Source organism: Pseudomonas sp. Irchel s3f19, assembly GCF_900187555.1.
GTDB classification, from domain to species: Bacteria; Pseudomonadota; Gammaproteobacteria; order Pseudomonadales; family Pseudomonadaceae; genus Aquipseudomonas; species Aquipseudomonas capeferrum.
This window is the reverse complement of record NZ_FYDW01000005.1, coordinates 226,979-251,536: the sequence shown is the minus strand read 5'-3', so window position 1 is coordinate 251,536 and position 24,558 is coordinate 226,979. Positions and strand designations below refer to the sequence as shown.

General features: G+C 59.2%; 38 protein-coding genes, 1 tRNA gene and 1 pseudogene. 11 read left to right on the top strand and 29 right to left on the bottom strand.

Annotated features, from left to right (window positions below):
• Positions 1-21 precede the first annotated feature (21 nt).
• The 8 genes from CKW22_RS15290 to CKW22_RS15255 form a co-directional block, all read right to left on the bottom strand.
• Positions 22-984: a glutathione S-transferase family protein gene (locus tag CKW22_RS15290; RefSeq protein ID WP_095064359.1), complete on the bottom strand. Its 963-nt coding sequence runs from the start codon at positions 982-984 to the stop codon at positions 22-24.
• A 95-nt stretch (positions 985-1,079) separates the two neighbouring features.
• Entirely contained in the window at positions 1,080-2,081 is a 1,002-nt protein-coding gene (locus CKW22_RS15285) for a glycosyl transferase family protein (RefSeq protein ID WP_033696747.1), read from the bottom strand.
• Positions 2,078-2,413: a TusE/DsrC/DsvC family sulfur relay protein gene (locus CKW22_RS15280; RefSeq protein ID WP_033696748.1), complete on the bottom strand. Its 336-nt coding sequence runs from the start codon at positions 2,411-2,413 to the stop codon at positions 2,078-2,080. Before CKW22_RS15280 ends, CKW22_RS15285 begins: the two co-directional genes overlap by 4 nt.
• Positions 2,410-2,706, bottom strand: coding sequence for a sulfurtransferase complex subunit TusB (gene tusB / locus CKW22_RS15275; RefSeq protein WP_095064358.1), 297 nt, complete (start codon positions 2,704-2,706; stop codon positions 2,410-2,412). The genes CKW22_RS15280 and tusB overlap by 4 nt, the downstream gene beginning before the upstream one ends.
• Positions 2,706-3,065 carry a sulfurtransferase complex subunit TusC gene (gene tusC, locus CKW22_RS15270; RefSeq protein WP_033696752.1) on the bottom strand — a complete coding sequence of 120 codons (360 nt, stop codon included), beginning with the start codon at positions 3,063-3,065 and terminating at the stop codon, positions 2,706-2,708. The genes tusB and tusC overlap by 1 nt, the downstream gene beginning before the upstream one ends.
• Before the next feature lies 1 nt (position 3,066).
• The gene (gene tusD, locus CKW22_RS15265) at positions 3,067-3,459 is read right to left on the bottom strand and encodes a sulfurtransferase complex subunit TusD (protein WP_033696753.1); all 393 of its coding nucleotides are present in this window, start codon (positions 3,457-3,459) and stop codon (positions 3,067-3,069) included.
• A gap of 117 nt (positions 3,460-3,576) precedes the next feature.
• Positions 3,577-4,956 carry a nucleobase:cation symporter-2 family protein gene (locus CKW22_RS15260; RefSeq protein ID WP_033696754.1) on the bottom strand — a complete coding sequence of 460 codons (1,380 nt, stop codon included), beginning with the start codon at positions 4,954-4,956 and terminating at the stop codon, positions 3,577-3,579.
• A 189-nt stretch (positions 4,957-5,145) separates the two neighbouring features.
• The gene (locus CKW22_RS15255) at positions 5,146-5,817 is read right to left on the bottom strand and encodes a Bax inhibitor-1/YccA family protein (RefSeq protein ID WP_033696755.1); all 672 of its coding nucleotides are present in this window, start codon (positions 5,815-5,817) and stop codon (positions 5,146-5,148) included.
• 133 nt (positions 5,818-5,950) lie between these two features.
• On the opposite strand from CKW22_RS15255, the gene CKW22_RS15250 reads away from it, so the two are divergent.
• Positions 5,951-6,038, top strand: a tRNA-Ser gene (locus CKW22_RS15250).
• A gap of 111 nt (positions 6,039-6,149) precedes the next feature.
• Here the strand turns inward: CKW22_RS15250 and CKW22_RS15245 are convergent.
• Genes CKW22_RS15245 through CKW22_RS15230 form a run of 4 tightly spaced genes read right to left on the bottom strand, consistent with a single transcriptional unit; the run spans position 6,150 to position 8,336 of the window.
• Positions 6,150-7,211, bottom strand: coding sequence for a tyrosine-type recombinase/integrase (locus CKW22_RS15245; RefSeq protein WP_095064357.1), 1,062 nt, complete (start codon positions 7,209-7,211; stop codon positions 6,150-6,152).
• 1 nt (position 7,212) lies between these two features.
• Positions 7,213-7,458 carry a DUF4224 domain-containing protein gene (locus tag CKW22_RS15240; RefSeq protein ID WP_095064356.1) on the bottom strand — a complete coding sequence of 82 codons (246 nt, stop codon included), beginning with the start codon at positions 7,456-7,458 and terminating at the stop codon, positions 7,213-7,215.
• Positions 7,459-7,497: 39 nt separating this feature from the next.
• Positions 7,498-7,821 carry a hypothetical protein gene (locus CKW22_RS15235; protein WP_095064355.1) on the bottom strand — a complete coding sequence of 108 codons (324 nt, stop codon included), beginning with the start codon at positions 7,819-7,821 and terminating at the stop codon, positions 7,498-7,500.
• 56 nt (positions 7,822-7,877) lie between these two features.
• Complete coding sequence (locus CKW22_RS15230; protein WP_095064391.1) at positions 7,878-8,336, bottom strand: hypothetical protein; 459 nt, start codon at positions 8,334-8,336, stop codon at positions 7,878-7,880.
• Between the two features lie 276 nt (positions 8,337-8,612).
• Between CKW22_RS15230 and CKW22_RS15225 the strand changes: the two genes are divergently transcribed.
• Positions 8,613-9,077, top strand: a complete 465-nt coding sequence (locus CKW22_RS15225) for a lysozyme inhibitor LprI family protein (protein ID WP_160015189.1) — start codon at positions 8,613-8,615, stop codon at positions 9,075-9,077.
• Positions 9,078-9,161: 84 nt separating this feature from the next.
• Here the strand turns inward: CKW22_RS15225 and CKW22_RS15220 are convergent, their stop codons facing one another.
• The 6 genes from CKW22_RS15220 to CKW22_RS27565 form a co-directional block, all read right to left on the bottom strand.
• Entirely contained in the window at positions 9,162-9,467 is a 306-nt protein-coding gene (locus tag CKW22_RS15220; RefSeq protein WP_238347571.1) for a hypothetical protein, read from the bottom strand.
• Positions 9,464-9,682: a hypothetical protein gene (locus CKW22_RS15215; RefSeq protein WP_095064353.1), complete on the bottom strand. Its 219-nt coding sequence runs from the start codon at positions 9,680-9,682 to the stop codon at positions 9,464-9,466. Before CKW22_RS15215 ends, CKW22_RS15220 begins: the two co-directional genes overlap by 4 nt.
• Positions 9,683-9,708: 26 nt before the next feature.
• Positions 9,709-9,987, bottom strand: coding sequence for a hypothetical protein (locus CKW22_RS15210; protein WP_095064352.1), 279 nt, complete (start codon positions 9,985-9,987; stop codon positions 9,709-9,711).
• Positions 9,984-10,466: a hypothetical protein gene (locus CKW22_RS15205; protein ID WP_095064351.1), complete on the bottom strand. Its 483-nt coding sequence runs from the start codon at positions 10,464-10,466 to the stop codon at positions 9,984-9,986. The genes CKW22_RS15210 and CKW22_RS15205 overlap by 4 nt, the downstream gene beginning before the upstream one ends.
• A gap of 87 nt (positions 10,467-10,553) precedes the next feature.
• A complete protein-coding gene (locus tag CKW22_RS15200) occupies positions 10,554-10,778 on the bottom strand; it encodes a hypothetical protein (RefSeq protein ID WP_095064350.1) in 225 nt (74 codons plus the stop codon).
• Entirely contained in the window at positions 10,775-11,587 is an 813-nt protein-coding gene (locus tag CKW22_RS27565) for a hypothetical protein (RefSeq protein ID WP_177447943.1), read from the bottom strand. Before CKW22_RS27565 ends, CKW22_RS15200 begins: the two co-directional genes overlap by 4 nt.
• Positions 11,588-11,664: 77 nt before the next feature.
• On the opposite strand from CKW22_RS27565, the gene CKW22_RS15190 reads away from it, so the two are divergent.
• Positions 11,665-11,844, top strand: coding sequence for a hypothetical protein (locus CKW22_RS15190; RefSeq protein WP_095064349.1), 180 nt, complete (start codon positions 11,665-11,667; stop codon positions 11,842-11,844).
• Positions 11,845-11,922: 78 nt separating this feature from the next.
• On the opposite strand, the gene CKW22_RS15185 is transcribed toward CKW22_RS15190, so the two are convergent.
• Entirely contained in the window at positions 11,923-12,228 is a 306-nt protein-coding gene (locus tag CKW22_RS15185) for a hypothetical protein (protein ID WP_256577299.1), read from the bottom strand.
• 89 nt (positions 12,229-12,317) lie between these two features.
• Here CKW22_RS15185 and CKW22_RS15180 point away from each other — a divergent pair, with 89 nt between their 5' ends.
• On the top strand, positions 12,318-13,217 hold the full coding sequence (locus CKW22_RS15180; RefSeq protein WP_095064348.1) for a hypothetical protein: 900 nt from the start codon (positions 12,318-12,320) through the stop codon (positions 13,215-13,217).
• A gap of 91 nt (positions 13,218-13,308) precedes the next feature.
• On the opposite strand, the gene CKW22_RS15175 is transcribed toward CKW22_RS15180, so the two are convergent.
• Positions 13,309-13,905, bottom strand: a complete 597-nt coding sequence (locus CKW22_RS15175; protein WP_095064347.1) for a hypothetical protein — start codon at positions 13,903-13,905, stop codon at positions 13,309-13,311.
• Positions 13,906-14,018: 113 nt separating this feature from the next.
• On the opposite strand from CKW22_RS15175, the gene CKW22_RS15170 reads away from it, so the two are divergent.
• Entirely contained in the window at positions 14,019-14,423 is a 405-nt protein-coding gene (locus CKW22_RS15170; protein WP_095064346.1) for a DUF3224 domain-containing protein, read from the top strand.
• 77 nt (positions 14,424-14,500) lie between these two features.
• Here the strand turns inward: CKW22_RS15170 and CKW22_RS27870 are convergent.
• Together CKW22_RS27870 and CKW22_RS15165 are read right to left on the bottom strand one after the other, a co-directional pair.
• Positions 14,501-14,618 (bottom strand): annotated as a pseudogene (locus tag CKW22_RS27870) (DNA cytosine methyltransferase); the annotation flags it as partial.
• 7 nt (positions 14,619-14,625) lie between these two features.
• Positions 14,626-15,405 carry a DUF2786 domain-containing protein gene (locus CKW22_RS15165; protein ID WP_095064345.1) on the bottom strand — a complete coding sequence of 260 codons (780 nt, stop codon included), beginning with the start codon at positions 15,403-15,405 and terminating at the stop codon, positions 14,626-14,628.
• 91 nt (positions 15,406-15,496) lie between these two features.
• Between CKW22_RS15165 and CKW22_RS15160 the strand changes: the two genes are divergently transcribed.
• A complete protein-coding gene (locus tag CKW22_RS15160; RefSeq protein ID WP_095064344.1) occupies positions 15,497-16,555 on the top strand; it encodes a hypothetical protein in 1,059 nt (352 codons plus the stop codon).
• Between the two features lie 203 nt (positions 16,556-16,758).
• On the opposite strand, the gene CKW22_RS15155 is transcribed toward CKW22_RS15160, so the two are convergent.
• From CKW22_RS15155 to CKW22_RS15130, 7 genes are all read right to left on the bottom strand, one after another.
• Entirely contained in the window at positions 16,759-17,256 is a 498-nt protein-coding gene (locus CKW22_RS15155; RefSeq protein ID WP_095064343.1) for a single-stranded DNA-binding protein, read from the bottom strand.
• Positions 17,253-17,585, bottom strand: a complete 333-nt coding sequence (locus CKW22_RS15150) for a hypothetical protein (protein WP_095064342.1) — start codon at positions 17,583-17,585, stop codon at positions 17,253-17,255. Before CKW22_RS15150 ends, CKW22_RS15155 begins: the two co-directional genes overlap by 4 nt.
• Positions 17,586-17,602: 17 nt before the next feature.
• Positions 17,603-17,986 (bottom strand): response regulator transcription factor, encoded by a 384-nt coding sequence (locus CKW22_RS15145; protein ID WP_095064341.1) that lies wholly within the window; start codon positions 17,984-17,986, stop codon positions 17,603-17,605.
• A gap of 6 nt (positions 17,987-17,992) precedes the next feature.
• Entirely contained in the window at positions 17,993-18,844 is an 852-nt protein-coding gene (locus tag CKW22_RS15140) for a ParB N-terminal domain-containing protein (protein ID WP_095064340.1), read from the bottom strand.
• A gap of 347 nt (positions 18,845-19,191) precedes the next feature.
• Positions 19,192-19,368, bottom strand: a complete 177-nt coding sequence (locus tag CKW22_RS27560; protein ID WP_177447947.1) for a hypothetical protein — start codon at positions 19,366-19,368, stop codon at positions 19,192-19,194.
• A gap of 399 nt (positions 19,369-19,767) precedes the next feature.
• The gene (locus CKW22_RS15135) at positions 19,768-20,016 is read right to left on the bottom strand and encodes a DUF1654 domain-containing protein (protein ID WP_095064389.1); all 249 of its coding nucleotides are present in this window, start codon (positions 20,014-20,016) and stop codon (positions 19,768-19,770) included.
• 168 nt (positions 20,017-20,184) lie between these two features.
• The gene (locus CKW22_RS15130; protein ID WP_371856423.1) at positions 20,185-20,874 is read right to left on the bottom strand and encodes a LexA family protein; all 690 of its coding nucleotides are present in this window, start codon (positions 20,872-20,874) and stop codon (positions 20,185-20,187) included.
• A 72-nt stretch (positions 20,875-20,946) separates the two neighbouring features.
• Between CKW22_RS15130 and CKW22_RS15125 the strand changes: the two genes are divergently transcribed.
• From CKW22_RS15125 to CKW22_RS15105, 5 genes are all read left to right on the top strand, one after another.
• A complete protein-coding gene (locus CKW22_RS15125) occupies positions 20,947-21,177 on the top strand; it encodes a YdaS family helix-turn-helix protein (protein ID WP_081717229.1) in 231 nt (76 codons plus the stop codon).
• A gap of 238 nt (positions 21,178-21,415) precedes the next feature.
• On the top strand, positions 21,416-22,144 hold the full coding sequence (locus CKW22_RS15120; RefSeq protein ID WP_095064339.1) for a DnaT-like ssDNA-binding domain-containing protein: 729 nt from the start codon (positions 21,416-21,418) through the stop codon (positions 22,142-22,144).
• Complete coding sequence (locus CKW22_RS15115; RefSeq protein WP_095064338.1) at positions 22,141-22,824, top strand: replication protein P; 684 nt, start codon at positions 22,141-22,143, stop codon at positions 22,822-22,824. Before CKW22_RS15120 ends, CKW22_RS15115 begins: the two co-directional genes overlap by 4 nt.
• Positions 22,825-22,851: 27 nt before the next feature.
• Complete coding sequence (locus CKW22_RS15110) at positions 22,852-23,148, top strand: DUF1364 domain-containing protein (RefSeq protein ID WP_095064337.1); 297 nt, start codon at positions 22,852-22,854, stop codon at positions 23,146-23,148.
• Complete coding sequence (locus CKW22_RS15105; RefSeq protein ID WP_095064336.1) at positions 23,145-24,443, top strand: site-specific integrase; 1,299 nt, start codon at positions 23,145-23,147, stop codon at positions 24,441-24,443. The genes CKW22_RS15110 and CKW22_RS15105 overlap by 4 nt, the downstream gene beginning before the upstream one ends.
• Positions 24,444-24,558: the final 115 nt, after the last annotated feature.

Here is a 24,558-nt window from a genome sequence, read left to right as displayed (position 1 = left end):
CGCTTTGCGGCCCCGGCGTTATCAGCTATTAAGCCATATCCCACGCCCCGCCAAACGCTCCCGATCATGCGCCAGGCCAAACTCCTGCAGCGGCCCCTTGGGCACGATCCCATTCGGGTTGATGGTCTTGTGGCTCATGTAATAGTGCTTCTGGATGTGCTCCATATCCACCGTCTGCGCCACCCCTGGCCACTGGTACAGCTCGCGCAACCAGTTTGACAGGTTCGGGTAATCGGCCAGGCGCCGCAGGTTGCACTTGAAGTGCCCGTGATACACCGCGTCGAAGCGCACCAGTGTGGTGAACAGGCGCACATCGGCCTCGGTCAGGTACTCACCAGCCAGGTACCGCTGGCGGCTCAGCAGCGCTTCCAGATGAGCCAGCTCATTGAACACCTCGTCGAATGCCGCTTCGTACGCGTCCTGCGTCGTGGCGAAACCTGCGCGGTATACGCCATTGTTAACCGCTGGGTAGATCCGCTCGTTCAGTGCATCGATCGTTGGGCGCAACGGCTCTGGGTACAGGTCCAGGCGATTGCCGGTCAACTCGTCGAAGGCACTGTTGAAGATGCGGATGATCTCGGACGATTCGTTGTTGACGATGCGCTTCTCTTTCTTGTCCCAGAGCACCGGCACGGTGACACGCCCAGTGTAATGCGGGTCATCCTGGGTATAGCGTTGGTGCAGGAACTCGAGGCCGTCGAGGTGATCGCCGCTGGAGCCCTGCTGCTGGTCGAAGGTCCAGCCGTTTTCTTGCATCAGCCAGCTCACCACCGACACATCGATAAGCGGCTCCAGGCCCTTGAGCGCACGCACGATCAGGGTGCGGTGGGCCCATGGGCAAGCCAGCGAGACGTACAGGTGATAGCGGCCGGCTTCAGGCGCGGGCAGGGAGTTGCGGCGCTGGGCGTTTTCGCGTTTAAAGGCACCGTCTTTGCCTGTTTCATACCACTGGTCGTGCCAGCGGCCGTCGATCAAAAGGCCCATGCTGAGCTCCTCAGAACAAAGTTGTTTGTCGTTGGAGCCCAGTCTAGGGAATATCGTTCGAACAAATAGCGCAAAGACTCGGGGTCTTTGATCGATTAAATCGATGTGTTGCGTTCGCTCCAGTAACGGCGCGCGGTGGCGAAGGCGTCTTCACGATGCTGGCCAAGGCCGCGCAGGGCCAAAGCCATGGTGGCGACCACCGCCATTTCGCCGTAACTGTCCTCGGCATCACCTTGCCACACGGCAAGCAGCTGCTGCGGTTGCAGGCTAGGCGGTTTGACGTGACGCCGTTCGCTCAGGGCTGGCCACTCTTCATCCCAGGCCTCGCCAGCGGTGGTGCCGTAGAGGTGGCTGATGACGTCGGGGTTGACTTCGATTTCGCCGCCGTCGCCCTTGATCACCACGGCGTGGTCGCCGAGCAGGCGGCTGGCTTCGCGGTGCACCGCCTGGTAGCCCGGGTGGAAGATGCTCTGCAGGCCGCAGCGTGCGCCCAGCGGGTTGAGTACCCGTGCCAGCGAATGAATCGGCGACCGCAGGCCCAGGGTGTTGCGCAGATCAATCATGCGTTGCAACTGCGGCGCCCAGTCCTGCAGCGGGAAGAACGCCAGGCGCTGCTGGTCGAGCGCGGTACCGACTGCCGACCAGTCACGGCACAGTGGGATGTGCAGCAGTGCAAGCAGTTGTTCGGTGTACATGCGCCCGGCGGTATGGGCACCGCCACCATGCATCAGGATACGCACGCCGTTGTTGGCCAGGCACTTGGCGGCCAGCAGGTACCAGGGCAGGTGACGTTTCTTGCCGGCATAGGTGGGCCAGTCCAGGTCCACGGCGATGTGCGGGGCCTGCAGGTGCGCGCGCAGGGCCTCGGTGAAGCCGGCCAGTTCCTCGGCGCTTTCTTCCTTGTGGCGTAGCAGCATCAGGAAGGCACCCAGTTGAGCGTCTTCGACCTTGTCCTCCAACAGCAAGGTCATTGCTGCATGGGCTTCCTCGCGGGTCAGGCCGCGCGCGCCGCGCTTGCCTTTGCCAAGTATGCGCACGAATTCGGCGAACGGGTGTTCGGCGGGGGTTTGCAGGGTGAGCGGGCGTGGTTCGATCATATGCAGTTGGTCGGCTTGGGCAGGCCCGCCAGCTTGGCGGCAAGTTTGGCGGGAGTGCCGTTGAACAGGCGGTTCAGGTGCGCGCTGTTGCCCTTTTCGGGCCCCAGCTTGAGGGCGGTGTACTTGATCAGTGGGCGTGTGGCCGGGGAGAGCTGGAATTCCTGGTAGAACTGGCGCAGCAGTTCGAGGATTGCCCAGTGGTCCTCGGTCAACGGGATGCCTTCGCGTGCGGCGAGGGCATTGGCAACGGCCGGTGACCAGTCTTGCAGGTCGACCAGAAAACCGTCTTTGTCCAAGGCAATCGGCTGATCACCAACATTGAGGGTACTCATAACCAGCTGTTGACCTTGTCGTAATGCAGTGACAGCTGGACGAATGCGGCGTAGTCCACGGGCGTGGCCAGGTGGTTGGCAACTGCGCGGGCTTGTAGGTCTTCGTCGAGGGCGAACAGGCGCTGGCTGAGGTTTGCGCCCTGCAACAGGCGCTGTGGTTCGCTGCCGGCGCGCAGTGCATAGACCGCATCGCCACACAGCAGCAGTGCATCGTCGGCACCTAGCAGGCGCAGGCAGCTGGCCAGCCGGTTGTCGCCAAAGGGCGAATGGGCAATTACATGCAGGGTCGTCATCAGAGCGTTACCACCTGGTCGAAACGGGCGATCAATGCAGCCAGGGCCGCGTCGTCCAGCACTTGTACGGGCAGTTCCAGGGTGTCGGCTGCCAGGCCGCGCTGGCGCAAGCTGTGGCTGCAGGCGAACAGTGCTTCTACGCCGAACATCGGCAAGGCCTGCAGGTTGGCGCCAAGGTTTTTCTGTTGCAGGGCGGTGGGCTGCTGGCCTGGGGCAAGCTGGAACACACCGTCATCGAGGAACAGCATGCCCAGCGGCAGGTCGAACGCGCCCCCGGCCAATGCGATGTCCAGCGCTTCGCGGGCCGATGGGCCGTTCCAGGGGGCCTGGCGGCTGATGATCAACAAGGACTTGGCCATTTCAATCGCCTCCGAAGCAGATCAGGCGATCGGCACTCTGCGCCGCCTCGTGCAGTTGGCCGAGCCCCGACAGCTCCCAGGGCTTGGGCAGGTTCGCGGCCGGGCGTTGATAGCGGCTGGCCTCGGCTTCGTCGAGCACGCCACGGCGCAGGGCGGCGGCAATGCACACCACAGCGTCCAGTTGGTGGCTGTCGATGAAGGTGCGCCATTGGGCGGCGACATCCAGCTCATCCTGAGGGGTAACCACATTGGCCGAGGCACTGTGTACCCCGTCCTGGTAGAAGAACAGCCGGGCAATCTCATGCCCGCCGGCCAGCACCGCCTCGGCAAAGCGCAGCGCGCGGCGCGAGGAGGGCGCATGGGCCGGGGAAAATACCGCGATAGCGAATTTCATGGACAACTCATGCAAGGGAATGCCGCCATGATAAAGCAAAAAAGCCCATCCCCGCTCATGCAAGGGCCTTGTGGCCTTGCGCAAAGGGGTGGGCTTTTCAACTGAGACGCCGAGTGATCAGGCGCGCTCTTTACTCTCTGGCAGGAACCAGTTCAGTACCAAGGCGCAGATACCGCCGGTAGCGACGCCGGACTCCAGCACATTGCGGATCGCCGCTGGCATGTGGGCCAGAAACTCTGGCACCTGAGCCACACCCAGGCCCAGCGCCAGCGATACCGCGATGATCAGCAGGGCGCGACGGTCCAGCTGAGTGCTGGCCAGAATGTTGATGCCCGAGGCCGCTACCGCGCCGAACATGACCATGGCTGCGCCACCGAGCACCGGCTCCGGTACCGCCTGGATCACCCCGGCAACCGATGGGAACAAGCCCAGCAGCACCAGCATGACAGCGATCCAGATGCCGATGTGGCGGCTGGCGATGCCGGTCAGCTGGATAACGCCATTGTTCTGGGCAAAGATCGAGCTGGGGAAGGTGTTGAACAGGCCAGCCAGCAGCGAGTTGGCGCCGTTGACCAGCACCCCGCCCTTGATCCGTTGCATCCACACCGGGCCTTCGACTGGCTGGCGCGAGACCTTGCTGGTAGCCGTGACGTCACCGATGGCTTCCAGCGACGTCACCAGGTAGATCACCAGCATCGGAATGAACAGCGCCCACGAGAAGCTGAGGCCAAAGTGCAAAGGTGTTGGCACCTGGAATAGCGCGGCCTCGTGCATGCCGGTGAAGTCCAGGCGGCCCAGATAGCCGGCCAGTGCATAACCGACCGCCAGGGCGATGACGATGGCGCAGCTGCGCATCCAGACCACCGGGATGCGGTTGAGGATTACGATGATCGCCAGCACCACACCCGACAGCAGCAGGTTCTCGCCATTGGCGAAAGTGCCATTGGCCATCGCGCCAAAGCCGCCGCCCATGCTGATCAGGCCGACCTTGATCAGGGTCAGGCCGATCATCAGCACGACGATGCCGGTCACCAGCGGGGTGATCAGACGTTTGACGAACGGCAGGATGCGCGACACGCCCATTTCCACGAAGGAGCCCGCAATCACCACGCCGAAGATGGCTGCCATCACGCCTTCAACCGGCGTGCCTTGCTTGACCATCAACGCGCCACCGGCAATCAGCGGCCCGACGAAGTTGAAGCTGGTGCCTTGGACAATCAGCAGCCCCGCACCGAACGGCCCGAAGCGCTTGCACTGGACGAAGGTGGCGATACCGGAGATCACCAGCGACATCGACACGATCAGGTTGGTGTCACGTGCCGAAACGCCAAGCGCCTGGCAGATCAGCAGGCCCGGCGTGACGATTGGTACGATGATCGCAAGCAGATGCTGCAACGCCGCCAGCAGGCCGATCAGCAGCCGCGGCTTGTCCTCAAGGCCAAGCACCAGTTCATTGGCAGGCGCCGATGCGCCTGGGCTGTGTTCGTGTGAGCTCATTGCACAAAGCTGCCCTGGGAGAAAAAAGGAGCGCATTCTACGGGCTGAGGCGCGTCAGGGGTAGTGGCAAGCACGATGGCAGCATGATCGGTGGCTATTCACCCAATAAGCTGACTTTTAGGTCAATCTCTGCTCATGAAAAAGCCCGCCGAAGCGGGCTTTCCTTTTACTGCATTTGACCAATCGCAATCAGTCGTCGCGGCCCATGATGCCGAACAGCTGCAGCAGGCTGACGAACAGGTTGTAGATCGATACATACAGGCTGATGGTCGCCATGATGTAGTTACGCTCACCGCCATGGATGATCGCGCTGGTCTGGAACAGGATGCAGACCGACGAGAACAGCACGAAGCCAGCGCTGATCGCCAGTTGCAGGCCGCTGATCTGGAAGAAGAAGCTGGCAACCACTGCACCCAGCAGCACGAAGAAGCCTGCGGTGATGAAGCCGCTGAGGAAACTCATGTCCTTGCGGGTGATTAGCACGTAGGCCGACAGACCACCGAACACCAGCGCGGTCATGGCGAAGGCCGAGCTGACCACTTCAGCGCCACCGGCCATACCCAGGTAGCGGTTGAGGATAGGGCCGAGGATGAAGCCCATGAAGCCGGTGAGGGCAAAGGTGGATACGATGCCCCAGGCCGAATCACGCAGTTTGTTGGTGAGGAAGAACAGCCCGTAGAAGCCGATCAGCACCACGAAAATATTCGGGTAGCCGACGCGCATCTGCTGGGCGACGAAGGCCATGACACCGCTGAAGGCGAGGGTGAGTGCCAGCAGGCTGTACGTGTTGCGCAGGACCTTGCTGATCTCCTGCTGCTCGACCTGCTGGCCGTGGTGTACGGCGTAATCCTGTTCGCGCATGGCGACACTCCTTGGTAAACCTGTGGTTTCAGACGTTCAGATGCTAGGAGTCTATCAGAGCTCCTGCAACCGGCGACATTGAGAGTTTGACAGCGTGTTTCATTACGGTATTATGGCGGCCGCAAAACGAGCTGGAAGCGTGGCCGAGTGGTTTAAGGCAACGGTCTTGAAAACCGTCGATGGGCAACTATCCTAGAGTTCGAATCTCTACGCTTCCGCCATATTCAAAGCCCTGATTATTCAGGGCTTTTTGCGTTTTTGGGGCATAGAAAAACTACCCATGGGAACACCCTTGGGAATGGTTTATTTCGGAAGCGCTTCCGATACTTTCCTTATTTGGTCGGTTTGGCCAGTGCCCCGACGCGGCGATAAACCCGCTCGGTAATGTCGCCCTTGGTGTGGCCCAGCAGTAGGCTGGCGTGGTCGACATCGGTGATCTCCGAGGCTGCTTTCGGGCGGATGTCGCGGAATTGGAACTGGCTGATGCGGCCTGCCAAGACCTGGTCGCCGGCGGCAACAGCCTCCTTTACTGCATCCTCCCTGGCATCGTCCCAGCGATGGCGAAGCATGGCCGCGGTGACCCGCTTACCGGTGTCGGTCAGCAGCAGGTAAGGCGATCCGTGCGGCGCGTTGCGCTCAAGAATCTTCCTGATCAGTGCCCCCAGGCCACTTTCCACCCCGTCCACCTCAAGTAGAATCCGCAGCTTCTTGTGAGTCTTCTTCTGTTTGACGCCGAGGGCTTTTTCCTCGATGTCGTCCCGCCTCATCACCAGCACGTCCGCCGGCCGCTGGCCCGTCAAATACGCCAGATCCATGGCGTCCTTCAGCTCGCCCACCGCTTTCGCGTATACCGCGTTCCAAATGGCATCGTTCGCATAGAAGTCCCGAGGTACCTCCTTGTTCTTGCGCACGCCCTGGCATGGGTTCTCTTTCATCGTCAGGCCCCATTCCCGTGCCATGTTGTAGACGTGAGAGAGAAGGGCGATCTCCCTATTCGCACGTACTGGCGCCGAACGAGCATCCCGATATTGGGCTACCAGTGATGGCGTGATAGCTTCGATGGGGGCCTTGTCGAAGAAGGGGCGCAACTGGCGGAGCTCCGCCAGGTTGTCCTTTTGCGTGCGGGCGCCCTTCTTGGGGATGATGTCTCTCTCATAGCGATCAAAGATCGACCTCATCAGGAGCAGGTCACGTGGCTTTTCTCTGGCCTCCAGCTCGGCCCATTTCATTCTTGCCAGGCTGAGGTCCGTGCCCAGCGGGATTTCCTTACCGTCCTTGTCTCGGTAGTAGTAGCTGACCCACGCTTTTGTGGGGTTCTTCTTGCTCTTGCTGGTGCGCTTGCGCCGGTACACGCCCGGCGGCAAATCCCTGTTTTCTGTGCTCCGGGGGCGCATATCACCTCACTTTCGAAAAATCTGGCGTCCACGCTGGTACGGGTGGCGGGGGCGGCGGTGCCAGCGGCACCACCTCAAGGGTGACGCCCAGCTTCATGCGGGCGTACTGGCGGCCTACCAATGGCCGGCCGCCGCGGCTCTCGACAAAGTGCCAGCCGCGATCGTTGAGCCAACGGCGCTGCCAGCCCCTGGCCTTGTAGCCGGTAAGGTCGGCCAGCTCTTCGTCCGAAAGGATCTCGGTTTCCATGGGATGGTCTCCACGCCGCCCGTGGCGGCAGGTTGGTGGTCAGTCGACCTGGTAGTAGACGTAGCAGTCGACGCCTTGGGCGGTAAGCGACTTGTGCATGGCCTGCACTCCAGCGCTGTGCTGGTTGCCCTGCCCTGGCCATGGGGTGTCTAGGTGCAAGCCCTGCCGGTGGTAGCCGTGCCTTTTCTGGATGTAGCCAGGCAGACCGTGTTCTGTGTCGAGGCGCAATCCCGGCACCGGAATTACCACTCGATCAAGGTTGGCGCTCCCTCCGTCATTCGTGCATGCGGCCGCAGCGGCTTTGCCCGCCTCAAACGCGATGGCGATCTTTGGCCCGAGGGCCTGCAGCTCTTCCTTTGTCATGGCAATAGCTCTCCATGCCCGCGCATGTCGGCGGGCTTGAGTAGTTGGGGGAGGGGTTATTTTGGCTTGAGGGCGGCTTTGCGCTTGCGCTCGGCCCGAGCGATCTCTTTGGACATGCTGGCAAGACCGCCAGCCACGTCTTCGGGCAAGAGCGCGTTATTGCAGTGAGGGCAGAGCGGGGCCATCGTCGTACTGCGCCATGCTTCGTCCATCGCCTTGGCTGCGCGGCTACGCAGCTGGAATTTCTCGGCCTGGGTCAGCTCCTCTGCCCTGCGATTGAGCTTGCTTACCGCGGCGCCGTAATGCTCGACCAGGAAGGTGAATGCGTCGAAAGCCTCGACCTCGGTCTCGCAATCGCTGCACCATACCCGACGCTCTTTCTCGTCGTAGACCATCTTCCGGTGTCGGCACGAGGATCGCGGCCGCCGCGTGAGGCCACGGGCGACCCGAATGTCTTCGATCTGGACGACCTTGACGCCGAACGACCAGTCTTGCGGCTCGATTGGTGCGCTCATCGCGGCCCCCTGTAGATCAGGTAGGCCATGTACATCAGGGGTAGGGTCATAGAAGATGTCCTTCGGCATCCAGCAGGGCGTCTCGATCTTGCCGAAGCTGATCGCGCTCTCTGATCAGGGCCTTGATTGCGGTTGAAATGTTGCGGTGCCCCAGCTCGATGGTGATGGCAACGCATATAATGCGTTAGGGATCACCTCAGCCCGGCTTTTGGCCGAGCCAAACCCGCCTGGAACGGCACCACGCCGGACGGGCTATCACTCAGGGAAATGAGAACAATGAAGACCGCTATCAAGGCCGGTATCGCAGGGGCAGTGCTGGCAGTAGTGGGTGCAGCCCACGCCGAGCTACACGGGGAGGAAGCAGAGGATGCAGCACGGGATGCAGCGGTGCGCCAGTATGCGGCGAAGCTAGAGGCTGAATGGAAGCAGTGTTTGAAGACCGCGAAAAACACCAATGAATCTGGCCTGTGTGCACATGCCATGCGGGAGGCAGCCAAGGACGCGGTGAAAGAGAAGTACCAGAAGGCTCTTGCCAGCGCACAGGAGGACGCCGACAAAGGGTGGCTCCCGAAAGATGTACCGGCCATGCTGCCCCAGGCGCAGGCAGCGTGGGAGCAGTTCGTCAACGCTGATTGCGGCGTGGTGGGTGCGCTGGTGACTGGGACCGCAAGCGCTACCTATCAGACGGTGTGCGAGTACAAGCACCAGATACAACGTCTCCACGACCTGGACCAATGGTGATTTTGATGGTGATTGATAGGCGCAGGTCGTCGTAGTCAGGCCGGTCGCCCGATTTCGCCGCCTCGGTGATTTCTCCGAAAGTTTTCATGGCTTGTCTCCAGCGGCCAGGGCCTCAGCCTTCAGTGAGGCGTACGCCACGCCATCCAACGCGCTGTCCTCGTGGTATTTGTCGGGGTTCTGCCACTGGCGCACGTCCTTGACGATCTGCATCAGCAGCCAGCCTTCTGCTTCGGTGAGATCGCGGCCGGTTATGGCGTTGAAGGCTTGGACCGTCTTCACCATGCTGCGAGTGCCGTCCGGTGCGTCGTACTGCTTGCCGCGCTCGGCCTGTACGTCGATGGCGGCCTGCAGGAAGTAGGTGGACGTCTTTGCTTCGATCAGGTCGGTCATGGCTTCACCACTTGGATCTTGCTGCGTGCGACATCCACGAGTGCCGCGTGGATGCCATCGTTAATGATGCGAGCTTGGCCGGCACCGACCTGGGCGTACATCGCCCCATTCGCTGCGGCCATGAATCCAGCCCAAAGTTGAGCCTTTTCGAGCGGGCCAGAGAACCCATTGGCTGCTGCCACATCATCGAAGGTTGGCCGAAGCATGATCCACATGTCTCGGCCCAGTGCTGAAGGATCTGTCACAGCTCATACCTCTCATCAATCCAGCGCCCAGGCGCCAGAGCGGGTGTAGGTTCGGATTGGGTTTCGTGCGGGGAGAGCTGGCGCTCGTTGCCGGCCTGTCGATCTTGCATTGGCAAGCAGCTGATGCCGGAGCCCATGCCGGTGATCCAGCAGGTGACGCCGCGCTCAACGTCGTCGTACCGGGATAGACCGCTCGGGATGAAGCGCTCGAGCACGATTGGATCTGCGCTGGCGCCGGTGGCCAGCAGCAGGAGGCAGAGGGCGAGGCGGGTCATGGCTGCACCGCCGGGAACTCAACCAGCGTCGTGCTTCCTTCCTCCGGGTATTCATCGGTCGCGATGTGCAGCCCGTGGACTTTGCTCCCATCGTCGTCCAGCACGTAGCCGACCCACAGCCGGCCATCGGTGTACTGCCCGAACTGGCCACCTTCTTCTTGGTCGGTGTCACCGCAGTGGAAATTGATGACGCCGATGACGTCCTTGCTGAGCAACATGCTTTGCGGCACCAAAGCGAATCCGTCCGGCACGCGGGGCTGCTGCAGCATTTTGCGCAAGTTGCGTACCTCTTCGACCAGGGCCAGAGCTACGGCCGGGTCGGCGAGGACCAGGTAACGCTCATCGGTTCCCAGCAAGTCGGCGTCTTCGACCATTCCCTTCCAGCCGTGGGAGCGGATCACATCCTCGGCGGCGGCCTTTGCGGCTACATGCAGGGCGTCCAGATCGATGGAGTCGAGAGCAATTTTTTCCACAGGCACGGTCGTTCCTTGGCCGCCATATCGCGGCAGTGAATAGAGGGGAGAGGGGTTGCAACTGGGTGGAGTACAAATGTGCTCTTTCGAGGCTTAGGCCTCGGCGCGCATGAATGCGGCCATGTCGCCCATCTGCTCAACGATGAAGCGTTCTTCGTCTGCTGCGGCTTCGATGAGCTTTTCCTTATGTTTCTGGCAGAGCAGGCAATCGACTTCGGACCATTCGCCTGATAGCTCGCTGGCTTCACCCAGCCAGGTGCCGCACGGCGCTTGCTCGAGGTCTTCCAGATCGGTGAATGGTGCGAAGTGCGTCTTCACGACGTTGCCTCCGTCTCTGCGCTTGCTGCCAGAGCTGCATCGATAAGCTCTCGCGTCTCGTCCAGGCCGGCGTACTCGTCCCAGTACTCGCGCTGAAGTGTCTCCTTCAGCTTGTGCAACAGCGCATCCTGGTTGGCCAGCTGGTCAGCCAGCTCCAGGGTACGAGCGATCATTCGGTCACGCTCGCCCTTCATCTGCTCCAATAGCGCTTCGCGCAGGCCATATGACCTTTCAATGGACCTCAGCCGCTCAACCTCGCCATGATCGGCGCTGGTGTAGAGCTTGGCGCCGAGCTTCGGCATGCGCCCGGCTGACCAGGCTATTTCATGCAGCCCTTCCCCGAATGCCACGACTTCCCCGACCGGATCGCCCTGGTGCTGCTCGGCTGGCTTGCTGCTTTCCGTGATCGTGCCGACTGGCGTTACTGGTAGGCCGGTAGCCGCCGCATCCCTCTCTGCCTCTTCTTTGGTCCACCAGATGGCAGTACCAACCATCCAGGCTAATGGTTCGGGGTGGGACTGCGTGGCTTCTGGCTCGCTGCTGAACACTTGAGCGTGGGCCGGCTGGCTGGCGCGCTCCGTGATAGCCATCAGCAGCGTCGACAATGGCGTGCCTTGGCCGATTACCGCGCCTGGCGGCAGCTTCACTTCGCACGGCAGCGCCTGCGGCACTTCTGCCTGCTCAACTGCGTCGGTTATTGCCTGCCAAGCGGCGGGGCCGAGGCGCATTTCTTCCTTGATGCGGTCGATTACCCACATCGGCAGGATGGCGAACTTGTTTGAGCTGGCGGGCTGCTTGCCTGTATTCATTTCTGTCATCGAATGCGGTTGATTTTCTGTCGGATACGCGGGAGTGTTGCCACTGACTTACATGGACAGAGGCCTTTATGAGCACAACCACGCGTAACGGAATAACTGTTGTTGTCACCAACAAGTTCAAGGGCGTGACCCTGGACAAGTGGATCATCGAAAGCGTTACCGGAATCCCGCGCCCCATGGATGACAGCTACGCCACCCAGCAGCAGGCCATTGAAGCCGGGTTCGCTATGGCGGAAGGGAACGGCTAGGCCGCTTTAGCCTTTCCATCTGCGCCGTAGTCCGACCATCCGATTCTTGGCATCTTGGTTTTCGGGTTGATCACCGGGTTACCCTTGGCGTCGGTGAGCGCGCAGCGGGCTCGAATTCGAAGGTCTCGGCAATCCCCCTGCTTGCGTGCAAGCTCGATGAACTGCTGCGCGTACTGGGGGGGCGTCGAACAGGTTGCTGAGCTGCTTTACCTTCTCGCCGCTCATGAGCTTGTCGGCGTACTTGGCGACTGCCTCGTCCCATTGGGCTGGCGTCAACTGTATTGATGGCCCGCCAGGCTTGCCGGGCTTGCTGGTTTTGACGCGCTTCTTGGCCTCGGCCAGCGCAACATCACGGGTCATGCCGAAGACTGCGAATGTGCTCATGGTGTTCTCCAGGCAGCCGCCAGCCTCTCCGAGGTGGCGGAAAATTGTGTTCTGGGTTAAAAGTTGGCGGTAAAAAATGGAGAAGCGGGATGAATACAGGACAGTGCAAACTTTGCTTGACGCATGGTGAGTTAAAGCTTAGTCATTTTATCCCAAAGTTTGTCGGTAAGTGGGTGAAAGAGACGTCTGCTACTGGATTTATTCGTAAGAATACCAATGTAAATAAGCGGGCGCAGGACATCGAAAAAGATTACTGGCTATGCGGCTCTTGTGAGTTGCTGTTCTCGGGTTGGGAGCGAGAGTTCGCTAATAAAGTCTTCTATCCGTTCGTAAGAGGTGAGGTTGATAAAGTCGCTTACGGTGACTGGCTCGCAAAATTTTGCGCATCCCTAAGCTGGCGAACGCTTAGTTATATGCGCAGTGTTAACCCGAGGGAAGATGGTAGTCAGAATGAAGTGGAAGAGTCTGCGCTACGCGCACTGGCGTCTTTTTTGCTTGGGCACTCATCCAGTCCAGGGAAATATGAGCAACACTTTTTTCCACTTGAGCCGATAGATTCAACCAATACCGAAGTTCCTACGAATATAAACAGATATTTCCTTCGAAATATGCATATGGACATTCTAGGGACTGATCAAGGCGAGATCATGGTTTACACCAAGCTTCCTAAATTCATTGTGTTGGGGCTTACAGGGCATAGAGAGTCAAGGCTGATGCGTGAGAGCCGCGTGTCGATCAAAGAGGGTGTAATCAAGCCTCGAAGCTATTACTGGCCGACTGGTTTTGCTAACTACATGTTTGGTAAGGCTCGCGAGGTCTCTGATCTCTACAGATCCATGAATAGCTCACAGCACGCCATGATTGAAAAAGCGCTTTTGAAAGACCCGGATCGGGCTGCTGCCTCTCAAACGATAGCTGCCTTGCGACACGACTTCGATATGTTTGGTGACGATGTATTTATGCCAAGAAACCGAACCGAATCGGATTGAAGTCCCTTGTAAAGATTGAGCGGCTTCAGGCTCCCCCTCGCCGGGGTGGCGTTATCGTTGAATAGGGGAAGGCGCTGGCGGGGAGCGCGGGTCAAGCGGAGTAGATGCGATCGAAGTCGTTGGCCGGCATCTTGGGTTTGGCGCGGAAATCCTTGAGTGCGGCCTTGTAGCTTGCCTTGGCTTCCTTCAAGGTCGGCGCCCATTCACCCGCGACCTCGAGCGTCTCGTAGGGTGACCAGCGCGCGAAGTCGTAGTGGCGGCGGTATTGCCGGTACGAGCTCCCGCGGGGATAGCGAACCATCCGGTACTCCCGTGCACCCCACTCGCCGCGCTGCTGATACTGCGGCATGTTGATGCCGAGGAAATGAGCGAAGCCGTCATAGCATTCACACTCATCGAGGTAGGCGTCAAACTTGGTGCGCTTGGGAGGCGTCGCCGCCGGTGGCAGCTTCTCCACGGCGAACTGCTTGCCCTCGTCCGTGGCGCGATACACCACCTCGTCCTCGGAGCAGAAGGCCGGGGCCTTGCCGCGTGTCATCATGCCGGCCTCTACCAGCACATCCAGGTTATTGGCGTCGTCATAGCCTGGGCTGGTGAGGAAGTAGTTTCGGCTACTGAGGCGGCATTCTGGATGCAGGCCCAGCGTATGCCAGAGCAGTTCGAGCTGCTTCTCGGTGGCTTCGATCATGGCTTTCTCCATGCATGCGCCGCCCTCCGTGCTGGTGGCGGCATGGTGGCAATTTGGATTGGGATGGGGTATTACGGTTGACCGGCATCGAGCCGGGTCAAAAGGAACTTGATATGCATTACACCGCCATAGGGCCGTTCGACATCACGCTCAGTCCGGAAACTTTGAGCAGCGTCGCTGAGCAATCTGGCCTCGGTCGATTGTCTTTGGACAAGCAGTTTCAGGGGGATCTAGAAGCCACCAGCCGAGGTGAGATGTTGTCCTTCCGCAGTAGCGTTCAAGGGTCGGCCGGCTACGTTGCCATGGAAGTTGTGCATGGAGCCTTGCACGGTCGCAGCGGGAGCTTCGTACTTCAACACAGTTCTTCTATGGATCGTGGAACACCCGTTCAGTCCATCACCGTGGTACCTGATTCGGGAACTGACGCGCTTTCGGGGCTGACCGGTAGCATGGTCATCACGATCACCGATGGGCAGCACTCATATAAATTTGAGTATGCGCTACCAGATCAAAGCTGATTGTTGGCCGCTGGCTGGGCGAGCAGCGCATGGGGCTCAGCCCCAGCGAACCATGAAGTCGAACAAGCACCAGATGGGCTCTCCCACTCAGCGTCCACGGGGCAATGGTTTGCCGCCCAACGAACCTGGACGCCTGCGGCGCGCGCTGGTACTCCATCCGCCGAGGCCGGCGAACAGGTCGATTGCTGTGGTCATGTTATCCTCATGCTCTGGCCAGTTGGAGCTGGGCTTCCCCGCCTGTAGCCAGGCCGGGATTCAGTTCAACGCGCTGACCGGCCAGCAGGCCGGCGATTTGTGCATTCAGATCGAGGTCAAGTTCTCTAACCTTTCGGGCTTTTCCGATCTCGCGATCTGCCAAGAACTGCTCGATCAACGCTTTGTCATGCGATTCAACTGCTACCAGATCCCGCCCGTTGGAGTGCTGGCTGATTGCAGGATCCTCTTCACCCCGCGGGACCAGCTCGTGAATCTTGCCGTGGACTGCCGAAACCCAGGCCAGCGCAAAGTGATCCCCAGCGGTATCCGGTGAGTAGGCGCTCCTACGCTTGCCGGTGCGAACCTGCGATACATAGGCGCGCCGTGCAATGGTCAACTGGTTCAGCAGTGTTTCGTAGGCGTACATCGCGATCTGTGGTGCCGGGGTTACACCAACGAACATTGCACGTTCGACTACACGGTTAGTGGCGTCGCACCAGTGCCTACGGGACAGTGGCCTTACCCCGAAGGCCTCAGCGATAATGGCGCCGAGGTGACGGTCCCATGTCGGTCTCCGGTTGGCCCTGCTCTTTTCCGACTCCACCTCTCCAACACCACTGAGTCGCACGTCCATTTCAGTGAGGCGATACTCGCGCATCAGCGACTGGGCTTGGCGCATGGCCGTAGCTGCCTCGTTCTCGTTCGAGCTTTTGGAAAGGGCCAGGCAGCGCTTGATCTTGCGGATGACCCGCTCGAGCTTGCTCTCGTCGTGTTGTTGTTCGGTCATGTCGATATCCTTCTGTGCAGGCGCCGGCGATGATGGCTTTTTACGCGGTGTTAGTGTTTGATAAAGAAAATTTTGGGGAATGGGGTGGTAGATGGAGCTTCAACAGTTTTTGCAACGTAATAAGGTTGACGATGCCACTTGGGAAGCTGCGAACATTAGCTGGGAGGAACTGAAGGACATCTACGACGATTTTATCGGTCGTCGGCGTCAACTTGAGGACGCCGCCGAGTTCGTGGTTAAGAGTATTCAGGCATTGGGCGGGGTCCATTCAGTCCGTTGGCGAGTAAAGGACCCAGAACATTTGCTTGAGAAAATCGTCAGGAAGCGAAGTGAAAAGACGCCGTCCAAAAAATATCTCAGTATTTCGGTTGATAATTACCTAGCTGTCGTTACGGATTTGGTTGGAGTGAGAGCGCTGCATCTATTCAAAGGGGAGGTGTTTGCGATACACGACAAGATAAGGGGAGCCTGGAATTTAGGCGAGAAACCTGTTTCCTATATTCGTGAAGGTGATCATCCTGGCTTGGTTGAGCAGTTCAAAGAAAAAGGCATTACCACCAAGATTCATAAGTCGGGTTATCGGTCAGTTCATTATATTTTGAAAATGAAGCCAAACCTTGAGCAGTTTCTCATCGAATTGCAAGTTAGAACAATATTTGAAGAAGGCTGGAGCGAGATAGATCATAAGGTCAGGTATCCTAATTTCTCAAAAAACCAACAGTTAGAGTCGATACTGAAGATTTTCAACCGTCTTGCAGGGAGTGCGGATGAAATTGGAAGTTTCATACAAGACCTAAGCAGGGAGATTGAATCCTTTGAGGAACGTTTAAGGGGCGCGGCGGAGCAGGCAGAGGTTGCCGCGAGCGAGCGAGATCAAGCCCTTCATGATGCACAAAATCTTGTCGACGAGCTTGACGCGATGAGCTATGCAAATGGGAATTCATCCGCGAAAATAAAAGAGTTGCAATCTGAACTCACCAATCTTCGTAATAAGATTACGGCCTCTGAGAAAGCGGAATCTAATTACAGTAAATCGGAGTCTCGTGGGATTTCAGATACTTTTATGAAAGCGTTCATCTCAAATGCCCTTTTGCATGCGGATCACACTCCAAAAATCAGCACTACCATAAAGCGTAAGAAGGACATATGACTTGAAACTTGAGCGGTGATGCGTTTCAAGCGGTGAGCTCCATGTCTCGGTCATTCCATCCCGCCAGCCGCCAGCCGCCAGCCGCCAGCCGCAGTCCACGGTCATCCAGCCGTATGGCTCGGCATCGCGTGACTGGCTGTTGTCGCGGCATGCGCGACTTAGGTAGCACGCGGCGGGGTGGACCGGCTGCTGACGCCTCATGGCTACGCCCCGGCGAGGTGATGCATTGGCGCGAACGGTATGTGGTCGTGGAAGCTGTCGTAGTCCGGCGGCGCTGCCTGCTGGTTCTGCTGCTGTGGCACCGGCCGCTGCTGTCGTGGCTGACGATCGGGGGCTTGGCCTGGCTGCTGACCCTGCGGCTTTCCGCCGAGCAGCTGCATCGTGCCGTTGATGTCCACGACGATTTCCGTGGTGTAGCGCTTGATGCCGTCCTTCTCCCACTCGCGGGTCTGCAGCTTGCCCTCGATGTAGCACTGGGAGCCCTTGCGCAGGTACTCGCCGGCAATTTCCGCGACCTTGCCGAACAGCGACACGCGGTGCCATTCGGTGCGCTCGACCTTCTGGCCTGACTGCTTGTCTGTCCACTGCTCGCTGGTGGCCAGGCTGAGATTGGTCACCGCGTTGCCGTTGGGCAGGTAGCGCACTTCCGGGTCCTGGCCGCAGGTGCCGACAAGGATCACCTTATTTACCCCGCGGCTCATGACGCGAATGCTCCGGCAACAACTATCAGTGCCAATGCCCAGAGCGCTAACCAACGAGTGCGGATATCGTCAGGGGGAGCGACGGTCAAAGTCGGTGCCGACTTTGAATCGATCACCCGCTCCAGGCTTTTTGCGTAACTGACCGCGTCAGGGTACTCACGACGCTGGCCGTAAAGGCGGTTGTCGTTTGAGCCGACAATGGCCCAGCTGTTGTTCTCGCCTTGCTGAACAAAGAAACGTGAATTGCTGCGAAACTGCGCGGCCGCGGCTTCGGCCAGCTGCTGGGTCTGAGCGTACTGCATCTGGCTATTACGGATGTCTGCGTTCATGGATAGGTCCTTGTTGGTCAGGCATGGAGTTCCAAGGCTTCAGCCCTGCGAACGATTCGAACTTGGGCGGTGCGGCGCTCCGGCGCGCGGCGGTCGCGGCGCATGGGGTCGCTGTCATTGATGGCGGCATGCATGCTGATGAGGCACGCCAGGAGGATGCAGAGCGGGCTGATTATTTTCTTGTCCCAAGCCTTCATCACCGCGTCCAGGCGCCGTTTGGCTTTCAGTTTGAAGATCGCTCGCTCAATGCCGTTCGCAGCGGTGCCAGGCGATACCTGCATCAAGCGAGCGATTTCCTTAGTGGTCAGGTCTTGGGCAACCCAGAGCAGCGCTTCCAATTCGCGCGGCGCTAGAAGCATGCCGAGGTTGCCAATCCATTTGCCTCGCGTGATCGTGTCCATAAGCGTCTATCTCGGCTTGGCGCCATCCAGGGCTTCGCGCAGCTGCAGGACAAGCGCAGTGGGAATGGTAAGGGACCGGCTGTCCTCATCGATCGAGTCCAGCGATGCAATTAAATTGCGTGATGCGGTGTGCACCGCTTCAAGCCTGGGCTTCGGTATCGAAGGCCCTTTCATCGAACCAGCAGTAACTCGCTTCTTGCCGCTTGCCTGGGCTTTCTCTAGTTCGGCTCCCAGCACCTTGCCAGCACCGTCTCCGTGTTCGCGAACGACCTGTGCAGCTGTCGTAGCTGAAACGTGGCCGGCAGCTACCAAGTTCTGCACGTCAGTGTTTGCGTTGCCGACAGTGAGCACCTGCTCGACGTGCTGTCGTGTCTTGCCGACCTTGGTGGCTATCTGCTCCACCGACCAACCGAAAGCTCGGAGGCGCTTGTAGCCTTCAGCCAGCTCCAAGGGGGAGAGCTTTTCGTTTTCCTGGCTAGTGATGATGCGTGCCACTCGATCGGCATCGCTGCCTTCGAAAGCGATCACTGGCACCCAGGCTTCCAGTGCTTCGGGCCTATCTTTGTTGGGCGTCCGTGGAAGACGGCCCTCGGCATCTAGCTTCAACAGCGCCCGGCGCCTGCGGTGACCATCAACCAGCCAAACACCACCTTCGGCCCGTGGGCGGACTTCCAGCGGAGGGATTTGACCGCCTGCTGCGATGAACTCTGCGAGAGCATTGATGCTCGCTTCGAGTGCATCGCCTTCGGTGCGGAGGTTGAAACCTAGCTCTTCGTGCAGATCCTCCAGTTGAACCTTCATGGCATCGGCGCGCCGCACCTCGCCATCCTTGATCATTTGCTTGAACGACTTCGCCATTTGAGTTCACTTCCGTTGGGCTGGATTGGTCGTGACGCTCGCTGCCGTGTACCTCCCGGACCAGGGGAGGGCGAACGTCACGACCAATTCAGCCGACTTAATATGCATGATGGTGGGTGTTACGAGCTGTAAAACGCATGAGGGCGCGCCTTAATGGCTGCATGGGTGTGTGATCTGGCCGGTGCTTATCTCCGGCATTGGCGCCTAACTCGATATGCCTCAGTAGCTGCCAAACGAGGTTCGATTTGCGCATCAGCCTGCGCATCCAGATCACACACCGATGCAGCCTGGTGATGGGGAACCAGGTAGATCGGGCAGTTTTCGTCAGGCTGACGTGGTGTTTTGGTTCAGCTGTCAAAAGGGGGCTTGTCGCCGATGCGCTTCAGCTTTTCTTGCTGGAATGCTTCGGCAATATCGAAAGCCTTGGCTGGAGCTTCGTTGTGATCAGTCCCTCCCTGGCTCAGCAAGCCGATGAGGACCGCCATTGCATAACCTTCAAGGTCTTCATATTCAGCACGCTTCATAGCTTCTCTCCTGGTTGATTTCCCGTCTGGCCCTGTCGCCAAGGCCAGCCAGTGAAATCTGATTTCCGCCCCATGCTTGTTGCCGCGGCTATCCCCACCTGGCCGGGTCACACATTTCGTGTTCGGTGTTCTTCCCGGCTGGCTGCATGGTTTGGCGTCCTCCCATGGGGGAGTCCGGCAGCTATCCAGAGGCTGCGTGGTCGACGACTTAGCTTGTCCCGACCCAGGTAATGGCCTGGGTGCGTCGAGGTGGTCACGTCTGGTTTTGTAAAGAGCGGTGGCCGCCTGCGCTGCCTATAACCTGTGTTATGGGATGAATCATAACCTAGGTTTTCAAGATGTCAATAACTCAAGTTATAAATCCAACCAAAAAAAAGCCCGCGTTATGCGGGCTTATGCTCATGCTTCAGTGAATTCTCGCCATCCGATCCGAATGAAGCCTGATTCCAGCGTCTCAATCTTCACTCCAGTGGTTTCTTCCAGGTCTGAGATCAATCGCCTCCAGTCGGCAGGGCACTCATCTGGGTTGGGCCTGACTTCTACAAACTGCCTTTTCTGCACGTGAGGCGATGCGATGGCCTGCTGGACCCTATGGCCAAGGCGCTCATACGAAAGAGAAGGGGAATGAGATAAAGCGAGGGGAAGCATGACGGACAACTCCTTGTACTGTATGTGCATACAGTTATCCGTTGTGGATTCGGATTGCAATAGTTGCCCGCATGTAAAGTGACGCTACGGGTAAATTATTCAATCAGGCTGATTTTGCCAGGCATAAAAAACCCGGCGTGATTGCCGGGTTCTTCTGGATCTAAATTGTCACAGCTTGATCATTGCCCGCACCACCACCCCCACGATGCGACAACCTTCCATGCACATCTCAACTGGGTAGGCAGGATTGAGAGGCTTCAAGAAACGCCTCCCTCCATCTTCGACCAGTTTCTTGAAGGTTGCCTCATTGCTGTCGGCGAGCTTAGCAATGACCAGCTTTCCAGACGTGGCTTCGGCTTCTGTATCGACCAGGATCAGCATCCCCTCGGTAATGCTTGTTCCAACTGGCGAGGTCATTGAGTCGCCTTTCACTTCAAGCCAGAACGCAGCGCCCTTTGAGTCGTAATCGGACAGCTCGTATCGATCCGAGTACCCAGGAGGAAAGGGCTCAACTGCTTCAGCCCAAGCACCTGCAGCCACCCAGCTGATCACCGGATAGCGGAATGACTCCGGCTCAATGCTCAGTGGCTGAACATTACTCGCAGCTCGAGCGGACCCCTCACCGGAGCCGAGCCACTCTGCTGTCACGCCAAGAGCTCTTGCGATGTCGAGCAGCTTTTTTGAGGTGGAATTTCGGCCGCTCTCCAGATGCTGGATGGTCACCTGGCTAACGCCTGCTTTTTCCGCGAGCTGTGACTGGCTCAGGCCCAGTGCTGTGCGCCTTTCGAGAATTCGGTCTTTGAGTGCTTCGGGGGCTTTAGTCATGCCTTCAAGGGTAAAACACGCGTTATTAGTCATCAAATAACATGTGTTTGCCTTATCTATAACTTGAGTTATCATCGGGACAACGATCCATTGAGGCACATAGACATGCCGAACACAGAAAGACCAATTGACGAGGTGGTGCGCTTGGCCGGCGGCCAGGCCGAACTCGCAAGGAGATGCAATACGAGTCAGCCGAGAATCTGGCAATGCGTTCACCGGAATCAAAAGGTGCCGGCTGATCTGGTCATCCCATTTGAAAAGGCTGTTAGCGGGCAAGTGACGCGCCATCAGCTTCGGCCAGACCTGTATCCGCCAGAGGATGAGGCTGCTTCGTGATGAGCATTGTGCATCGCGTGGCGTTGCGCCAGTAGATGACTGAAACACCTGCGAATCCATCCAGTACAGGAATTGCAGACGAAAAAAAACCGCCTGGCGGGGCGGCTTCTCTACAACAAACATCGAGGTCGATTATGCACCGCATGGCCGATGCAGGCAATACCACGCATTCCACGTCAGGTTTTGGCATTCCGCCAAATCTGACGCGTCAGGCTGTCAGTCATGGAGGGCGTTCGTAATGGCACGTATCCGTACCATCAAGCCTGAGTTCTGGACCAGCGAACAGGTCATGGAGTGCTCGGCGATGGCTCGACTCCTGTTCATCGGGATCTGGAACTTCTGCGACGACGCAGGCAACCATCCGATGTCCCCCAAGACCATCAAAGCTCTAGTTTTCCCTGGCGACGACATCACTGCGTTAGCGGTGGAAGGGCTGCTCGCTGAGCTGGTATCGAACCGACTGATCACCATCTACGAGGCGGCATCGAAGCAGTACCTTCACGTCAACGGATGGCACCACCAGAAGATCGATAGACCTACTGTAAAGCACCCTGAGTTCGTTGAGCCTTCGCAGAGCGCTCGCCGAGAAGTCGGCGAAGGTTCGTCTAGCGGTGATCGAGACCTCACCCCCGGAAGGGAAGGGAAGGGAAGTAAGACACACTCTCCGCGTGAGCCGTTCGCGATGTTCCTCGACTGGATCCCCGACCAGGTTCAGCTTGAGGCTTACGCCAAGCGTTCAGGGGTGGCCATCGAGGAATTCTCGGAGAAGGCCATTTCGGGCTTTGTCGTCCATCACGACGCGAAGGGGCTGGCGAAAACCGAGAGCCAGTGGATCGCCGACCTGGTCGGCTGGAGAAAGCGCGACCTTGCGAATGCAGCGAAGGTCGTTCCTCTGAGGGCAGGGCCTGGTGGCCAGCAGCTCGATGACAGTGATACGTCATGGATCGAGCAAGGAAGTGCCCAATGAACCCAGCCGCAGTTCTCACGCACGGCCTGTGGGCCAAGGTTCAGTCCGGCCAGCACATCCCTACTGGTTATGAGCTTCCCGATGAAGTGAAGGCCGAGCTAAACCGGAAGACAGCGAAGGTAATCAACGATCTGTTCCGCGATCTGCGCTCGATCTGCACCGCTTGGAAGCAGGCGTGGCCTGACCAGGTCACCTACGACGCCTCAAAGCAGCAATGGCTGACCGCGTTCCTTGAGGCTGGCATCTGCAATCCAGAGCAGTTGCAGTTTGGGCTGATGCGCTGCCGCCAATCGGGAGCAGCGTTCATCCCGCCGCCCGGCGAGTTCATCCAGTGGTGCCAGCCGTCGCCAGAAATGCTCGGCCTTCCAGCCGTGGAGGCCGCCTTTCGCGAAGCAACTCGCAATGCCCATCCTGCGATGGCAGGCCGGGGCAAGTGGAGTCACGACGCGGTGTGGCACGCGGCCAGGGAGTGCGGATTCGAGAACCTCTACAAACTGCCATCCGATGCCAGCGCGAAGCTGTTCGAGCGCAACTACACCATCGCGGTTCGGCGGCTTATGGCTGGTGAGCCGTTGCAAAAGATGCCACTGGCACTCCCCGCGGAGGCTACCGCACCACGTACCCCGCAAGTCGGGAACTCTGCCCTGGCAGCCATGCGTGCGCGCTTGGCGGGGCGCTGATTAATCAATCTGCAAGGAGGCGTTTCTGTGCGCCAAACAAAACTGACCAAGGCCGCTCGCGGTCGGGAATGCCAGGTGCGCATCCCGGGCGTCTGCAACGGCAACCCGGAAACCACCGTCCTGGCGCATTACCGCATGGCTGGCACCTGTGGCGTCGGCAGCAAGCCGCATGATCTGCAGGGCGCCTGGGCATGCAGCACTTGCCACGATGCCTGTGACGGGCGTAGCAAGTCTGTAGACCGAAAGACGGCGCGCCTTTACCACGCCGAAGGAGTGATGCGAACCCAGGCGATCCTGCTGGCCGAGGCGGTGGTGGTTGCATGAGTGCGACCCGCGAAGTGAAATTCAGTGAGGCCGAGATTCGCCGACAGTCCGCCGACAAGTCGGTGCGTGACCTGCGCGATCCGCGTCACCCCGGCCTGTACCTGCGCTTCTGGAGCAACCGGGAGCGCGGTACCTGGCACCTGGTGCGCGGCAAGCAGTGGGTGCGGGTCGCCCGATGGCCAGACCTAACCGTAGCAGCAGTGATTGCCGAACTGCCCGCTCTGCGTCAGCGCCTGCTGCGTGACCCGGGTACCGCGCTTGTGGTTTCGGGCATGGCTACCTTGGGCCAACTGCTCGACTGGTACGTCGACCGCATGGGGCGTGATCGCTCGCTGTCTGCAAAACGCAAGGCCGCCGCTCGCTCCGCCATCGGGCAGCACCTGCGCCCATGCCTGGGCGATCTGCCAGTCAAGTACGTCACCGCCGAGCTGATCGACAAGCACCTGATCTGGCCGGCCCAGGCCAAGCTATCGCTGTCCTATCTGCGGCAGATGTTCGGCATGCTGCTGACCGCCTTCCGCCAAGCCCTGAAGCTGGAGATGATCGACAGCAATCCTCTGACCGGAGTGCGCTTCAGTGACTTCACCAAGGCACGAATAGCCCCAAAGGCTTCCCGCCTGCGTGGTGTACACCTGCCCGAGCTGATGCAGCAACTGACCCAGGCATTCGAGGCGACCCCGCACGACGCCATGCTGGCCCTGATGATGCTGTCCCACGGTACCCGAATCGGCGAAACCCGAATGGCCCGCTGGAGCGATGTAACCCTGGCTGCTGCCGAGTGGTTCATTCCTGCTGCTCACACCAAGACCCGTACCGAGCACCGCCTGCCACTGACCGTTCAGGTCAAGGCGCTGCTGATCCGGTACCGGGCCATTCAACAGGCCCGAGGGTATGAAGGTGTCTACCTGTTCCCGAATCGCCGTGGTCACTACCTGAGCGAGACCCAAGCCAGCATGGTGTTCACCCGCCTGGGGCAGGGCGAGTGGACCAGCCACGATCTGCGCAAGGTGTCGCGCACCACCTGGACCGACCTCGGCATCGATGGCCACATCGGCGAGATGCTGCTGAACCACACGCTGGGCAAGATCGCCAGCACCTACATCCACACGCAGGCCATGGAGCAGCGCAAGTTGGCTCTGGAGAAGTGGCATGCGTGGCTTGACCGGATCGGTTTCACCGCCATCCACGGCCTTAAAGAGGCCTTATTTGAAATCCCGCAGAAATCGCCACAAGCCAATGGCGGCGAGGCCTCGGGCGACCTTAGCGAATTAGTGATTAGCGAGGATTCGAAATGACTGGAAAGCACCCTGGGCCGGCCGTGGCCGACTTGAACACGATGTCTCCAGCGGCCCGATCGGCGGCAATGCGCGGCGGGATGGAGGTTTGGGGTTTTGTCGGCGGGCTGCCTGG